Source organism: Coleofasciculus chthonoplastes PCC 7420 (assembly GCF_000155555.1).
GTDB classification, from domain to species: domain Bacteria; phylum Cyanobacteriota; class Cyanobacteriia; order Cyanobacteriales; family Coleofasciculaceae; genus Coleofasciculus; species Coleofasciculus chthonoplastes_A.
The window spans coordinates 1-13,393 of sequence record NZ_DS989842.1; the positions used below are offsets into that span (position 1 = coordinate 1).

14 protein-coding genes and 1 tRNA gene are annotated in these 13,393 nt (G+C 47.0%); 8 read left to right on the top strand and 7 right to left on the bottom strand.

What is annotated here, in order from left to right:
* The first annotated feature begins 77 nt into the window (after positions 1–77).
* A complete protein-coding gene (locus MC7420_RS02230) occupies positions 78–764 on the top strand; it encodes a phosphoribosyltransferase (RefSeq protein WP_006098565.1) in 687 nt (228 codons plus the stop codon).
* 254 nt (positions 765–1,018) lie between these two features.
* On the top strand, positions 1,019–2,431 hold the full coding sequence (locus tag MC7420_RS02235) for an RRXRR domain-containing protein (RefSeq protein ID WP_006098515.1): 1,413 nt from the start codon (positions 1,019–1,021) through the stop codon (positions 2,429–2,431).
* A gap of 150 nt (positions 2,432–2,581) precedes the next feature.
* On the opposite strand, the gene MC7420_RS02240 is transcribed toward MC7420_RS02235, so the two are convergent.
* Complete coding sequence (locus MC7420_RS02240) at positions 2,582–2,956, bottom strand: VOC family protein (RefSeq protein WP_044204583.1); 375 nt, start codon at positions 2,954–2,956, stop codon at positions 2,582–2,584.
* 185 nt (positions 2,957–3,141) lie between these two features.
* On the opposite strand from MC7420_RS02240, the gene MC7420_RS02245 reads away from it, so the two are divergent.
* Both MC7420_RS02245 and nblB read left to right on the top strand, forming a co-directional pair.
* The gene (locus tag MC7420_RS02245; RefSeq protein WP_006098567.1) at positions 3,142–3,612 is read left to right on the top strand and encodes a CBS domain-containing protein; all 471 of its coding nucleotides are present in this window, start codon (positions 3,142–3,144) and stop codon (positions 3,610–3,612) included.
* 61 nt (positions 3,613–3,673) lie between these two features.
* Positions 3,674–4,330: a phycobilisome degradation protein NblB gene (gene nblB / locus MC7420_RS02250; RefSeq protein ID WP_044204816.1), complete on the top strand. Its 657-nt coding sequence runs from the start codon at positions 3,674–3,676 to the stop codon at positions 4,328–4,330.
* A 90-nt stretch (positions 4,331–4,420) separates the two neighbouring features.
* Here the strand turns inward: nblB and MC7420_RS02255 are convergent, their stop codons facing one another.
* From MC7420_RS02255 to hisF, 4 genes are all read right to left on the bottom strand, one after another.
* Positions 4,421–4,642: a hypothetical protein gene (locus MC7420_RS02255; protein WP_006098710.1), complete on the bottom strand. Its 222-nt coding sequence runs from the start codon at positions 4,640–4,642 to the stop codon at positions 4,421–4,423.
* Between the two features lie 317 nt (positions 4,643–4,959).
* Positions 4,960–5,032: transfer RNA gene (locus MC7420_RS02260), tRNA-Ala, on the bottom strand.
* A gap of 100 nt (positions 5,033–5,132) precedes the next feature.
* A complete protein-coding gene (locus tag MC7420_RS02265) occupies positions 5,133–5,342 on the bottom strand; it encodes a hypothetical protein (protein ID WP_006098571.1) in 210 nt (69 codons plus the stop codon).
* A 121-nt stretch (positions 5,343–5,463) separates the two neighbouring features.
* Positions 5,464–6,231 carry an imidazole glycerol phosphate synthase subunit HisF gene (gene hisF / locus MC7420_RS02270; RefSeq protein WP_006098339.1) on the bottom strand — a complete coding sequence of 256 codons (768 nt, stop codon included), beginning with the start codon at positions 6,229–6,231 and terminating at the stop codon, positions 5,464–5,466.
* Positions 6,232–6,337: 106 nt separating this feature from the next.
* On the opposite strand from hisF, the gene ruvB reads away from it, so the two are divergent.
* Entirely contained in the window at positions 6,338–7,432 is a 1,095-nt protein-coding gene (gene ruvB, locus MC7420_RS02275) for a Holliday junction branch migration DNA helicase RuvB (RefSeq protein ID WP_006098442.1), read from the top strand.
* A 27-nt stretch (positions 7,433–7,459) separates the two neighbouring features.
* On the opposite strand, the gene MC7420_RS02280 is transcribed toward ruvB, so the two are convergent.
* Together MC7420_RS02280 and MC7420_RS02285 are read right to left on the bottom strand one after the other, a co-directional pair.
* Positions 7,460–7,783 carry a hypothetical protein gene (locus MC7420_RS02280; protein WP_044204590.1) on the bottom strand — a complete coding sequence of 108 codons (324 nt, stop codon included), beginning with the start codon at positions 7,781–7,783 and terminating at the stop codon, positions 7,460–7,462.
* A 493-nt stretch (positions 7,784–8,276) separates the two neighbouring features.
* Positions 8,277–8,678 carry a fasciclin domain-containing protein gene (locus MC7420_RS02285; protein ID WP_006098369.1) on the bottom strand — a complete coding sequence of 134 codons (402 nt, stop codon included), beginning with the start codon at positions 8,676–8,678 and terminating at the stop codon, positions 8,277–8,279.
* Between the two features lie 227 nt (positions 8,679–8,905).
* Here MC7420_RS02285 and MC7420_RS43995 point away from each other — a divergent pair, with 227 nt between their 5' ends.
* The 3 genes from MC7420_RS43995 to MC7420_RS02300 all read left to right on the top strand — a co-directional run bounded on the left by MC7420_RS43995 (position 8,906) and on the right by MC7420_RS02300 (position 13,367).
* Positions 8,906–9,343, top strand: a complete 438-nt coding sequence (locus MC7420_RS43995) for a zinc ribbon domain-containing protein (RefSeq protein WP_390434817.1) — start codon at positions 8,906–8,908, stop codon at positions 9,341–9,343.
* Positions 9,344–9,599: 256 nt separating this feature from the next.
* A complete protein-coding gene (locus MC7420_RS02295) occupies positions 9,600–10,109 on the top strand; it encodes a hypothetical protein (protein ID WP_006098662.1) in 510 nt (169 codons plus the stop codon).
* Positions 10,110–10,478: 369 nt separating this feature from the next.
* Positions 10,479–13,367: a CHAT domain-containing tetratricopeptide repeat protein gene (locus MC7420_RS02300; RefSeq protein WP_006098705.1), complete on the top strand. Its 2,889-nt coding sequence runs from the start codon at positions 10,479–10,481 to the stop codon at positions 13,365–13,367.
* The last annotated feature ends 26 nt before the right edge of the window (positions 13,368–13,393 follow it).

Sequence of the window (13,393 nt, forward strand, 5' to 3'; positions counted from 1 at the left end):
ATCATGCTTGATTGATCTAAAAGCATGATAAAAATCAGGCATGATTAGGGCAGGTCTGTTAAAAGCTGGAGGAACCTATGTCATCGGCTCCACTATTTAGCGATCGCACTCATGCCGGTGAGGAACTCGCTCAAGCGCTGCTTACCCAGATTGCTGAACTGGAAATGACGACGGGTGAGACTGTACCACCAATGGTGTATGCACTTCCCCGTGGCGGTATTCCTGTCGCCGTACCAATTGCTCGTCAGTTAAATTGTCCTCTGGATATCGTGGTGGCTAAAAAAATTACCACTCCCCAAAATCCGGAATTAGCCATTGGTGCTGTCACCTCAGACGGACAAGTGTTGTGGGCGCAACAACGGCTATGGAGGCGACTGAAGGCGAATCTGCGAGAAACCGCCCTGCGTCAGGCTCAAGATAAAGCTCAAGCTCAACTGGCTGAATTTACCCCAGGTTGTCCTCAGGTTAACCCCCAAGGAAAATTAGCCCTTTTGGTTGATGATGGGATTGCTACAGGGATGACCATAATCGCGGCAACTCAAGCGTTGAAAGAGCATCATCCTCACCAGATCTGGATTTGTACACCCGTCGCCCCAGCCGGACTAATCAAATATCTCGGTCATTTTTGCGATCGCTTGGTTATCCTGGAAACACCGGATAATTTTCTCAGTGTCAGCCGTTTCTATGAGGAATTTCCTCAGGTCAACACGGATGAGGCACTGGCTTATTTGCAAGAGTACAATCATCTTCCTTACCAACAGTAGCCCAATTCCTTCTCTTAATCAATAGTTCTAGCTATTCAACAACCCTGACTTAGCTATCGCTTGAAGTCAGGGATTGACGGACAAACGTCATTAAACGTTGAATACCGCGTAGAGTCTCAGCTTGGTACAGACATCCGGATATTTCCCTAGTCCGGATTACCTCTAAAACCTTTTGTCGGGTTGTTGTTAAGCCAAGACATCTTAGCTGAGATGGCGGGAAGGGACTACACACTTTTACTCGGAGGTTTATCACCATGTTACGAGTACCAGTTTTATCGAAATCAGGTAAACCGTTAATGCCTACAAAACCCAGCCGCGCTAGGCGTTGGTTGAGGGATGGTAAAGCTAAAGTAGTACATAACGACTTAGAATGTTTTGCCATTCAATTGACCTTTGAAACCCAAGAGAATACTCAACCCATAGCCATGGGTATAGACCCTGGTAAATGCTATTCGGGGATTGGGGTTCAATCGAGTCTCTTTACCCTTTGGATGGGACATCTGGTTCTACCGTTCAAGACGGTTAAGGAACGGATGGAATTACGGCGGGTCATGCGTCGAGCCAGACGGGGGAGACGGATTAACCGGAAGCTGCCTTACTCTAAACGCTGTCATCGTCAAGCTCGGTTTGATAATCGCAGGCAAGGCAAACTCCCACCGTCAATTCGAGCCAATAAGCAGCTAGAGTTACGGGTAGTCAAAGAACTGTTTAAGCTGTTCCCGATTAGTGCCATTCATTATGAGTTGGTCATGGCTGACGTAGATAAAACCAGTGGTCGTAAATCGGCTCGGTCTGGTATTGGATTCTCTCCAGTTATGGTAGGACAACGACAGATGCTCAACTGGCTATCTAAGTTAGCTCCTGTTGTTACCCACAAGGGGTGGCAACGGGATGGTAACGGAACCAGTCAGCTTAGACAATGGCTAGGATTAGCTAAGGACAAAAAGAACAAAGCTAATCAAACTCCAGCAACTCACGCTGTTGACGGTGTAACCTTAGCCGCGTTTGAGTTTACCCGATGGCAGGAATGGCACTCTGATAATGCCAAACATGGCGACTGGAGTGGTTATGTTCAAATCACACCTGCACCATTTGCGGTAATCCGTAGACCGCCAATTAGCCGTAGACAGTTACATTTATGTGTCCCTTCTAAAGGAGGTAAGCGGCGCAAGTATGGCGGCACAGTTACCCGCCATGGGTTTAGCAAAGGTGACAAAGTGATAGCCGAAAAAGCTGGGAAGACTTACGTCGGTTGGTGTTCTGGAGACACCGAGAGACAAGTTTCGGTCAGTGACGCCAACTGGAAACGGTTGGGACAGTTCACTGCATCCAAAGTCCAATTGTTGCAGCGAAGCACGGGGTTAATCGTTCGCCGCCAAGCGAAGTCGAAATGTCGTGCCTTCAACTGGATTGTCAAATCTCCCCTTATTGAAAGGGTCGATTTGACCTCTATCCCTCTCCACCCTGCTTCGCTGAGGGTGGAGTCTCACGCGAAATACGATGAGTTTTTTCACGAGACATTTACAATTCTGTTGGCGCACGCTGGTGCTTTCCACCCAACAAAATCCACCGGAGTCGATCGAACATTTGATGGTATTGTTAACCCTGGCTTTGGGGTTAAATTGGGTCTTTCAACCGGACTGGCAATACCTTGTCCTCAGTTCTAGCTTTGCGATTGGTGCAGCCGCATCCATGTGGGTTAGGGAAGCATTTGTCCCGTCACCGCGTCCGCGTGTAGCTATGGTTGTCGCGATTACGGTTTTGCTTCTCTATAGCGTCTATGCCTTTGCCAATGTTGCTTATGACGTAGCAATCAGTTAAGGCGACGGCTGGTGTAAAATTAAACGATTGCCATTGGGGTCGTAAGCGTAGATTTCCCGCCCATGGGACGCGACGATGATTTCGCCCGGTGGCGGATATCCCATGTTACTCAACTGTGCGATCGCGGCGTCTAAGTCATCAACGTCTAAACACAAACTCAACCCACTTTGCTCAGACTGCTCAAATTCCTGTCGATGATTATCTCTGGGCTTAAATAATCCGAGTCGCAATCCAGGTAGCTGAAACTCAGCATAGGTATTGGGACTATGGCAATGGGGAGATTTAGCGAGTAATTGACTATAAAATTCAACCAGTGGCTCGATATTCGTCGCCGCAATGGTAACCCAAGCCGTATGCAAGTGAAATTTCATCCCTATCCCTAAGTCCCTGAATAGAAATTCTGTCGGGCGGAATTAAAAATTGTAAAAACCCTCAATCCCTTGTCCCGTTCCCTGTTCCCTGTTAAGAGTTCCCCATTCCAGAGAAATTAATCCCCATCATTCCCGAAACCCCTACAATAAGATGAGTAATTCCTTTGAAGACACCAAGCCTGAGTATGCCCAAAACCGTTGCCGAAGTCATGAGCCGTGACCCGATCACGGTTTCCCCCCAAACGCCCATCAGAGAGGCGATGAAAATTCTTGCCGAACGACGGATCAGTGGTTTGCTGGTGGTCAATGATGTCGGCAAATTGGTGGGCATTATTTCAGAAACAGATTTGTTGTGGCAACAGACAGGAGTCGAACCCCCAGTTTACATCGTATTTCTAGATAGTGTAATTTATCTAGAAAACCCAGCCCGCTACGAAGAAGAACTACACAAAGCTCTAGGGCAAACCGTTGGCGAAGTTATGACCCACGCACCCGTAGTTGTCAAGCCCGATCAACCCTTACGCAAAGCCGCGAAACTGATGCAGGACAAATCCCTGCGCCGTCTAGCGGTGACTGACAACCAGGGGAAAGTGATTGGTGTCCTCACGGCGGGAGATATTGTGCGGGCAATGATTGCTGAACTGGACGAGTCATAATCTAATCAACCCACCGTCAATTTTAATTTTGTCCGATTACTTATTACTTAATACGTTACAAATGACTGTTTCTCGTGAGTCTGTTCAACAGTTGCTGAGTTCCGAGGACTTTGGCAACCGCCTGAGTGGGGTAAATCTACTACGCCAGCTAGAACCATCGATAGCTTATGAATTAATCCAGCCGATTGTGACTGACGGCAATGCTCGGGTTCGGTACGCCGCTGTTAGCCAGCTTGATACCCTTGGGGATCAGGATTTATCACTCACCTTAACCCTATTGCGCGATCGCCTCTTGAACGACTCAGAACCCGATGTCCAAGCCGCCGCTGCTGACGCTTTGGGTGCCCTGAAGATGACGGAGGCGTTTGAGGAGATGAAACAGTTATACCACCAATCATCGGAATGGTTATTACAGTTTAGTATTGTTGCGGCATTAGGCGAACTCGCTGATCCGCGTGCGTTTCCCCTCTTAGAAGAAGCACTTTCCTCCGAAACCAGCTTGATTCAAACCGCCGCGATTAGTTCATTAGGAGAACTGGGTGATCCCCGTGCTGTGCCATTATTAGTTCCCTTTGCCACCGACTCTGACTGGCAAGTGCGTTACCGAGTCGCCCAGGCGCTCAAACCCTTCGATACTTCAGAGGCTCGAGCCGCCTTAGAAGCGTTAGCCAATGACTCGGTTGAGCAAGTGGCTCAGGAAGCCAAACGAAATTTATGATAGGTGGACACAATTAAAGTTAAAGGTGGAGATCGTCATACTCGCTCCCTTGAGAAGCAAGCTACGTCATTCGTCATACTTCGGGGTTCATCAATCAACAACTTTCACGAGTCCACGATGCACCCCATAGATCAGCCGCATTAAGATAGCTTCATCATTACTTGTGAAAGAATTGTCCCAAGGCGCTGTCATCAATTCACGCCAGTCAGACAAACTAATCTGACCCTTACACATGATGTCAGCAAATAGTGGTGCCAAACAGCATCGGCTCAAGGTTTGTTCGTCTAGAGGAGCTTGTTCAGTCGCATTCATAGCTGTTGGGTTGACTTTCAATGATCACATCAATTGTACTCACTCATGATGAGTCGTCCGGCGATCGCGTCACCAACACCCCCTATTGAGCGGGCTGGAAAACTCGCAAAACCCTGAAAAATAAAGGTTTCCAGAACAATTAAAGGTTTATAAAATACCCAAAATAAGCCTTGATACGATAAAAATGAATGCCGTTTTTGAAATTATGAAAACTTTTCCCTCTTCCCTGTGAACAATTTCCTAACCTCACCCTAAGAGTTATCACCCTAAGAGTTATCACCATAAGAGTTATTCAGCAACTCTTAATTCTGTGTTAATGGAGCTAAGCGGACTCGAACCGCTGACCCCCTCAATGCCATTGAGGTGCTCTACCAGCTGAGCTATAGCCCCGTGCAGCATCTTCCATCATGCCTTGATTCTGTCCTTTCGTCAAGTCTGATTAAATTATTGCCTCGTCAGAGATCATTGAATTATGAAACCCTAAGCCTGACTAAAACGAACCCGAAACCGCCGCAATCCGACTCAAGTAGCCCAAATAGCTGTCCATCAAGAAATACACGACTAACATGGCAGCCGCCGACATCGCCACTAAAGTGCCAGCCAGCATAAAGGAAAACTCTCGTGTGTCAAACGCCTGTTGCATTAAGTGCAGTGACCAAGCAACTAGAGCAATATCGAATATTAAAATAGCAATCAACATAATTTAAGAAATGTAACATCTAGTCTATTCTAGCAGTGGTCTATGTAGCTGCAAACGATCCAATTGTGTGATATTAGTCACAAAAGTTTACGGCAGATCGGCAAGGATTTGAGAACCCTCATCACATCCGGACGGGAACCTGATGATCCTGCAAATAGTGCTTAATTTCCGATACGCTAAGTTGCCCGTAATGCAGTAGAGAGGCTAATAGGGCGGCTTCGGCTTTCCCCTCACTCAGGGCTTGATAAATGTGATCACAGGTTCCCGCACCCCCTGAGGCAATCACCGGAATTTCCACCTGGTCGGCAATGGTGCGGGTTAGCTCTAAGTCATACCCAGCTTGAGTTCCATCCGCATCCATACTGGTCACCAGTAATTCTCCCGCACCGCGTCGTTCGACTTCTTTTGCCCAGGCGATCGCATCCAGTCCCGTATTTTCTCGTCCGCCGCGCACGAAAACATCCCAACCCGGATGGCTGGGATCAACACGGCGACGGGCATCTATCGCCACCACAATACATTGATTGCCAAAGCGATCGCTAGCTTGATTGATAAAATCTGGATTACGGACAGCCGCCGAATTAATACTGACTTTATCGGCACCCGCCCTTAACAATAACTTAACAGTCTCTAAGGATTGGATACCGCCGCCAACGGTTAAGGGAATAAACACCTGTTCTGCGGTACGGTAGACAACATCGATAATAATATCCCGGTCTTCATGAGTGGCAGTGATATCCAAAAACACCAGTTCATCGGCACCGGCTTGATTGTAAGCTTGTGCCAATTCCACGGGATCACCCGCATCTTGCAAATTTACAAAGTTGATACCCTTGACCACCCGCCCCGCCTTTACATCCAGGCACGGTAAGATTCGTTTAGCTAGCATGTCAGATGTCTTACGCTGTGTGATGCGATAATACTGAGTTCCTTAACTAATCTAAACCTTTTGCGCCTGAGTGTCTTGGTCGCCGATGAAATGATAGGCTGAAATCATGGCTATAACCTCCTTTAGACAATCTCAAGAACCCGACCCACAACCCCAATCCCGTCAGAAAAAAAAGGGTCGCCGTAAGAAACGTCAGCAGGATCTGGAAACAGATTTGTTACTGGCGACGGCGACAGCCGATGAAACAGAGAACCAAGAGGAAGGGATTCGTCCCCATCGGTTAGCCGACTATATTGGGCAAAAAGAACTCAAAGATGTCTTAGAAATTGCGATCGCGGCGGCGAAGGCGCGAAATGAGGCTTTAGATCATTTGCTCTTGTATGGACCACCGGGATTGGGGAAAACCACGATGTCGCTAATTTTGGCGACGGAGATGGGGACGAATTGTAAAATTACAGCGGCGCCAGCGTTGGAACGTCCTCGGGATATTGTGGGGATTTTAGTGAATCTGAAACCGGGGGATATTTTGTTTATCGATGAGATTCATCGCCTCACACGCATGAGTGAGGAACTATTGTATCCGGCGATGGAGGATTATCGGTTAGATATTACGATTGGCAAAGGGCAATCAGCGCGAACTCGGAGTATTCCTTTACCCCAATTTACCTTGGTTGGGGCGACGACACGGGTGGGATCACTCACCTCCCCCTTACGCGATCGCTTCGGGTTGATCCAGCGCCTACGATTCTACGAACCCGAGGAATTGAGTCTAATTGTGCAACGCACCGCCCAATTATTACAAACGCCGATGAGCGAAGAGGGAGCGATAGAAATTGCCCGTCGTTCGCGGGGAACTCCCCGCATCGCCAATCGTTTACTGAGGCGAGTGCGGGATTATGCTCAGGTGAAAAAGATGGGTGTGATTAACCCAGACGTCGCCGCCGAAGCCTTGGAAGTCTTTAATGTTGATCCGGCGGGTTTGGATTGGACGGATCGGCTGGTGTTAAGTGTGATGATTGAACAATTCCAAGGGGGACCTGTGGGTTTAGAAGCCGTAGCCGCCGCCACCGGAGAAGACGCTCAAACCATTGAGGAAGTGTATGAACCGTATTTGTTACAGATTGGCTACTTACATCGAACCCCTCGCGGGCGGGTTGCTACAGACGCGGCTCGCAAGCATCTAGGGTATTGGCAAGAATGATATCCTCAAATTATGCCATCTACAGGATTAACCATGCATGGCTCGGCGCTTGAACTCCTCGTGCGCTCTAGACGGAAGTGATTCAACTTTTTTGGGCGATCGCTTTCCATTCTCACACGGCGCTTCAACGTTTGCCCAGTTCTCTTGAATGTAGTTTAGATCATCGGCTGATGCCACATAGCTTTCAACATAGCCACAATTGACACAAACATACGTATCCAGTGAAGCATAACGAGCGCTGGAGTTTCCTAGTCCTAGCGTCATCGTATTCAGTGCGGGAAATTTTCGGTTTTTGTTACTTCTGATCTGATAAGATCCACAGGAGTGGCATTGACCGTTCTTCATTGTCATGACTGCTTCAACCTTACAAGTTTGGCTTTCCTTTTGTCTTCATTAGGGAAACGGCACAATCCGGATGACCGTTAACTTTTATTTTCATTTCGCCAATGAAACGTGGGGGTCGTCTAGTCCACAAAATTCTGGTATAGTTCAACAGGCTGCTGCCAAAATAGAATTTTTCTCAATATCTTCTGACATTGCCGGATTTACAGGCGCTCAATACTCTAAACTAGCATCAAAATCAACAGGTTAACATAGTCAATTGAATACTGCCCACCTGAAATTTAAATCTGACATCAAATCGGGTTAAACAACCTCAGGAAACATGGCTGGAATGCTCATTATGACGTGATTGCTTTTGTGTGCAATCAACCTGATTCGATAGGACATCAATGTAACAACCTGTAGGGGCGACCCGCTTACATCAATTAACCACACCCGCCCACTCAATCGGGTCGGGTCGCCCTTTACTCAATGGGGTCTGATCCTCCTTGTGATGGTGACTTTATCCCATGAGAATTACCGTGTCAATAACATGGATAATACCATTATCTGCTTCGATGTCAGGGGCAACAACTGTGGCATTTTTGACTTCAAAACCATCAGAACAGTCAATTCGGATAGACGAACCCTCAACAGAGGTTACCGAATCGACCTTGGCTAAATCAGCTTGAGTCAATTTCCCGGAAACGACATGATATGTCAGAATTCGCGTAAGCTGGGGAATATTCTGGAGCAACGTTTGTATGGTTCCTGGTGGCAACTTAGCAAAAGCGGCATCATTGGGTGCAAAAACTGTAAAAGGACCAGGACTTTTAAGAGTGTCCACTAAACCAGCCGCTTGTACAGCAGCTACCAGGGTTTGGAATGAATCCGCACTAACGGCAATATCGACAATATCAGGCATTGTAAATAATTCTCCAATATTTTGACTTTATTTGCTATTATTTTATATTGGGTCGAGCTAAGATGACATAAAATAACCGAAGCGGCTCTTGGGGGGGTGAACCCTTGAACAATCTCTCCCTCAGGTGTACAAAGACCCTTACCCCCCAGGTAGTTGGAGAAGATATTTATCAACGAATTCAGGGGTTTCAAAAGCGCCAAAAGCATACCCACGCCGAAATTAAATCGATGTTGGGTCAGGTTCTGAAGAAAGTTGATTGGTCTTCTATAAAGATTCTCAGTATTGAGGATTTGAAGAAGGTTAAACAGGGAAAACGAGGGACGTTCTCTCGCCTGTTTAACAGGCGGCTGTCTCATTGGCTTTATCGTACTTTGGTGCAGTTTTTGGAAAGGAAGTGTGAGGAGGAGGGGATTCAGCTTGTGGTGAAAGACCCCTTCAAGACCTCGCAGTTCTGCTCGAACTGCAACAGATGGGATAGACGAAACCGAAAAGGTGACAGGTTTAGGTGTGTTCATTGTGGCTACCTTGCCCATGCTGACCACAACGCGGCACACAACAGGCGAGCTTTTAGGCGTGGCGGGAGTTTATGGTCTCCGTTCCTACTTAAGTTCAAAAAGTCAAAATTTTGGATAACCATTGATGTTAACTCATCCTCTGCAAAATAATCTCTTCTCGGATTTTTTCATTCTCCCATATCCCTGATATAGGAGCGGGTTTTATGACTCTCGTTTTTTCTCTCACCCCAATGAATTAAAGCCGCCCCGACTTTCTCTGATATGCTCCTAGTGGGGTTTTGATTGATTCAAACGCTTGAATCAGATTCCTTACTCTCCTTAATCTGCTCGCGTTTCAAGACACCCCATGGAAAGTCAGGTAAGTCACAAGCTAAAATCAGCGACATCAGTACTGAGGAGTCCGAATATGCGACATTTTATTGGCATCAGCGTCACCCTTGCCACAGCGGTACTTACGAGTGTTGCTTTTACGCCCACATCAGCATCAGCTCAAGCCGCTTACGGCAGTTATGTGGGAGTTGGTGGTACATTCGGTATTGAAGAAGATGATCGCGGTGAAGGGCGGCAATTTGGGGGAGTTTTGGCGGTACGGTACAAACTCTTAGAACTTCCTGTCTCTCTGCGAGCGCAAGCCCTGATTGGTGCAGGTACGGCGGTGGTGCCAACTATTTCTTATGATTTTCCCCTGAATTGGCAAACGGATGTTTATCTGGGGGCGGGTGCGGCGTTTGCTAGTGGTGATACGCCCTCGCCAGTGGGAGATAAAACCAGCTTCGCTTTGCAGCCGGGGATTGATTATGTTGTTCCTGGGGGTAGTACAGTGCTTTTTGGGAATGCGATTATTGCCTTTGATGCCTATCGTAAAGGAGGCGGAACAGCGGTTTCGGTGCAGGGTGGCGTAGGATTGCGATTTTAATCAGACACAAAAACTGCCGCTATTTTTGTCAGTAAACCCTGGTATTTGCCAAGAATTCAAATTCTTGGCTAAAAGCCCAAGTCGTCTAAAGACGACTAACGGGAATGCTAGGAAAAATTGACTCCTATTGAATCCGCTTGATTGCACACAGATACAATCCCGTTAGAATTAATGATAACTAGAGGGAGCATGTCAGGGAAAGCACAACATGTTCACGCTAACCTGCTGGCGTTGGGTTACTCTCCGAGAAGGCTTCGCCTACGTTCCTCAAGCCAACCTACTTGTGTTGGCATGCACCCTAACTAGAGACAGCAAAATCAACCAAGCGTGATGAGTTGAAGACTAGGATGGGGAAGTGACTGAGGGCTTATGGCACAATCAGAAGCAGATGAACTCTTAAACCTAGGACTTGAACACTATAAGCAGAGCCAATTTCGAGCGGCTTTGCGCTATTGGCAACAAGCCTTAACTCTCTATCGGGAAATCGGTGATTCCCTTGAGGATCGTCTCGCAGCACGCCAAGGGGAAGGGAATACCTTGAATCATTTGGGCAAGGCTTACCATTGTCTGAGTGAATACCAAAAGGTAATCGATTCCCATCAGCAATCTTTGAGAATTGCACAGGAAATTAGCGATCGCGTTATAGAAGGGGATGCCTTGATTGGTTTGGGCAAGGCTTATGATTCCCTGGGAGATTACCAAAAGGCAATTGATTCCCATCAGCAATCTCTGAGGATTGCCCAGGAAATTGGCGATTCCCTTGGGGATAGCTTGGCTTCACGCATTATGGCAGGGAATGCCTTGAATGGCTTGGGTAAGGCTTACTATTGCCTGGATGAATACCAAAAAGCGATTGATTACCATCAGCAGTCGCTGGAGATTTTCCAGGAAATTAGCGATTCCCTTGGGGATAGCTTTGATTCACGCCAGGGAAAAAGTGATGCTCTGAATAATTTGGGTAATACTTACCAGTCTCTGGGAAACTACGCAAAGGCAATCGAGTGTCATCAGCAGTCTCTGGCGATTAGACGGGCAATCGGCGATCGCTTGGCAGTCGGGATTTCCCTAAATAATTTGGGCAATGTTTACTATTCGCAGAAAGACTACCACAAGGCAATCGAATACTATCAGCAGTCTCTGGGGATTGCAAGGGAAATTGGCGATCGCAGTGGGGAAGGATGTTACTTGGGGAATTTGGGCAGTGCTTACAAATTTCTGGGAGACTACCACAAGGCAATCGATTATCATCAGCAGTCTCTGAGGATAAAACAGGAAATTGAAATTAACGATCGCCGTGGGGAAGGGATTTCCTTGCATAATTTAGGCAGTGCTTATTTTTCCCTGGGAGATTACTCAAGGGCAATCGATTACCAGCAGCAGTCTCTAGCGATTGCACGGGAAATCGGCGATCGCTTGGGAGAATGGCTTTCTCTCAACGATCTCGGTAAAGTTTTCCTGAAAACCAATCAATTGGTAGATGCTGAAGAAAAACTTCGTGCGGCGCTGGAAATTTGTGAAACTTTGCGTTCGAGTTTAGTGAATAGTGATCATCAAGTCTCCCTGTTTGAAACTCACAAAACAACCTATCGCCTGCTGCAACAGGTTTTAGTGGTACAAGAAAACTATGAGATTGCCTTAGAGATAGCCGAACAGGGGCGGACTCGCATTTTTGCTGAGTTATTGCGAGAACGATCCTCAAAACCAGATGAAGTAATGGAGATAGCCAATCAGGGAAGCGCAGCAACATCAAAGCGGGCTGTTCAAATTGCTCAAGAACAAAATGCCACTATTGTTGAATATTCAATTGTTGAAGATGATATCTATTGTTGGGTGATCTCACCCACGGGCAACATCACATTTCGACGCGCTAACCTGACACCCTTACAGGCACAAAATAAAACCCTCACCGATTTAGACGACATCATTCTCAAAGCACGAGTTTCTATTGGGGTTGATGAACGAGATAAAAATGGCAAAAAAATTCAATGCGAATCCAACGAAATCATCGATGCCTACGGACGTTATCCCTTACTCCAATTGCTCTATCAAATCCTCATTTCCCCCATTGCTGACTTACTTCCTCCAGACCCCCATACGCCTCTAATTATTATCCCCAATTACGGCTTATTTTTAGTCCCATTCTCAGCGCTGCAAGATGCCAAGAATCGCTACTTTATCGAACACCATACCCTTCTCACCGCTCCTTCCATCGAAATCTTAGAACTCACTCATCAGCGCCAACAATCTCTCAGCCGCGTCAACCAATCCGCCCTGGTTGTCGGAGAACCCACCATTGACGCCCAATTCACCCAGCCCCCTTATAATCTTAAACCAATTCCCGCTGCTAAAGAGGCAGCAGAAGCGATCGCCACCCTACTGCAAACCCAAGCCATTACGGGTGAAATGGCAACAAAAGCCCGAATCCTCAACCAGATGAAAACGGCTTCCCTCATCCATATCTCCGCTCATGGATTACTGGAAGATTTCCACGAATCTGGGATTCCCGGTACAATTATTCTTGCCCCCGACAACACCGATAATGGTGCCCTGAATGCAGCAGAAATTCTTTCCTTAACCCTGAATGCGGAATTTGTTGTCCTTAGTGCTTGTAGTACCGGAAAAGGTGAAATTACGGGTGATGGCATCATCGGATTGTCCCGTTGCTTTATCCTGGCAGGGGTTCCCAGTCTAATTGTTTCCTTGTGGGACATGGGCGCCTATTCTGCCAAAAGAGTAATGATAGAATTTTATCAAAATTTAGCCCAAGGTGATGATAAAGCCACAGCATTACGTCAGGCTATACTCAAAGCAAAAGAATACTTTTCTTGTCCCGCTGATTGGGCAGCCTTTACCCTAATTGGCGAAACTGCACCGTTATCTTTAGGTACACCAATACCGGAACCAAGGAGACGAACCATGGTATTTCCTTCAGAATCCACACCCCAAGAAATTCGAGACGCTTTCTTTAATTTATTAGAAACGTCCAACCTATTTTCTAAGCATTTGCCATCCCTAGAGCAACTGATTGCCCAATCAACAGATACACCCCAAGACATTGCCCAGCGCATTGAGCAATGGTGCGAAAGTCGCCCGACGATTCAAGCAAATATGGCAAACAAACTGAGTCAAATGGGTGCAGGGGGTACAGATAGCCAACCCGATGCAGACATTGCGGCTGAGTTTAACCAACGATTGGAAAAAAACCGGATCAGATTGGGTTCGCCTCCCGCCTCATCCATGAATCAAACTGAGAAATAGAAGAATAAGCTAAGGCGCATTTAAGT

Coding starts and splice junctions, on each gene's coding strand:
- MC7420_RS02230 (WP_006098565.1), top strand. CDS start 78: ATGTCATCGGCTCCACTATTTAGCGATCGCACTCATGCCGGTGAGGAA.
- MC7420_RS02235 (WP_006098515.1), top strand. CDS start 1,019: ATGTTACGAGTACCAGTTTTATCGAAATCAGGTAAACCGTTAATGCCT.
- MC7420_RS02240 (WP_044204583.1), bottom strand. CDS start 2,956: ATGAAATTTCACTTGCATACGGCTTGGGTTACCATTGCGGCGACGAAT.
- MC7420_RS02245 (WP_006098567.1), top strand. CDS start 3,142: ATGCCCAAAACCGTTGCCGAAGTCATGAGCCGTGACCCGATCACGGTT.
- nblB (WP_044204816.1), top strand. CDS start 3,674: ATGACTGTTTCTCGTGAGTCTGTTCAACAGTTGCTGAGTTCCGAGGAC.
- MC7420_RS02255 (WP_006098710.1), bottom strand. CDS start 4,642: ATGAATGCGACTGAACAAGCTCCTCTAGACGAACAAACCTTGAGCCGA.
- MC7420_RS02265 (WP_006098571.1), bottom strand. CDS start 5,342: ATGTTGATTGCTATTTTAATATTCGATATTGCTCTAGTTGCTTGGTCA.
- hisF (WP_006098339.1), bottom strand. CDS start 6,231: ATGCTAGCTAAACGAATCTTACCGTGCCTGGATGTAAAGGCGGGGCGG.
- ruvB (WP_006098442.1), top strand. CDS start 6,338: ATGGCTATAACCTCCTTTAGACAATCTCAAGAACCCGACCCACAACCC.
- MC7420_RS02280 (WP_044204590.1), bottom strand. CDS start 7,783: ATGACAATGAAGAACGGTCAATGCCACTCCTGTGGATCTTATCAGATC.
- MC7420_RS02285 (WP_006098369.1), bottom strand. CDS start 8,678: ATGCCTGATATTGTCGATATTGCCGTTAGTGCGGATTCATTCCAAACC.
- MC7420_RS43995 (WP_390434817.1), top strand. CDS start 8,906: ATGTTGGGTCAGGTTCTGAAGAAAGTTGATTGGTCTTCTATAAAGATT.
- MC7420_RS02295 (WP_006098662.1), top strand. CDS start 9,600: ATGCGACATTTTATTGGCATCAGCGTCACCCTTGCCACAGCGGTACTT.
- MC7420_RS02300 (WP_006098705.1), top strand. CDS start 10,479: ATGGCACAATCAGAAGCAGATGAACTCTTAAACCTAGGACTTGAACAC.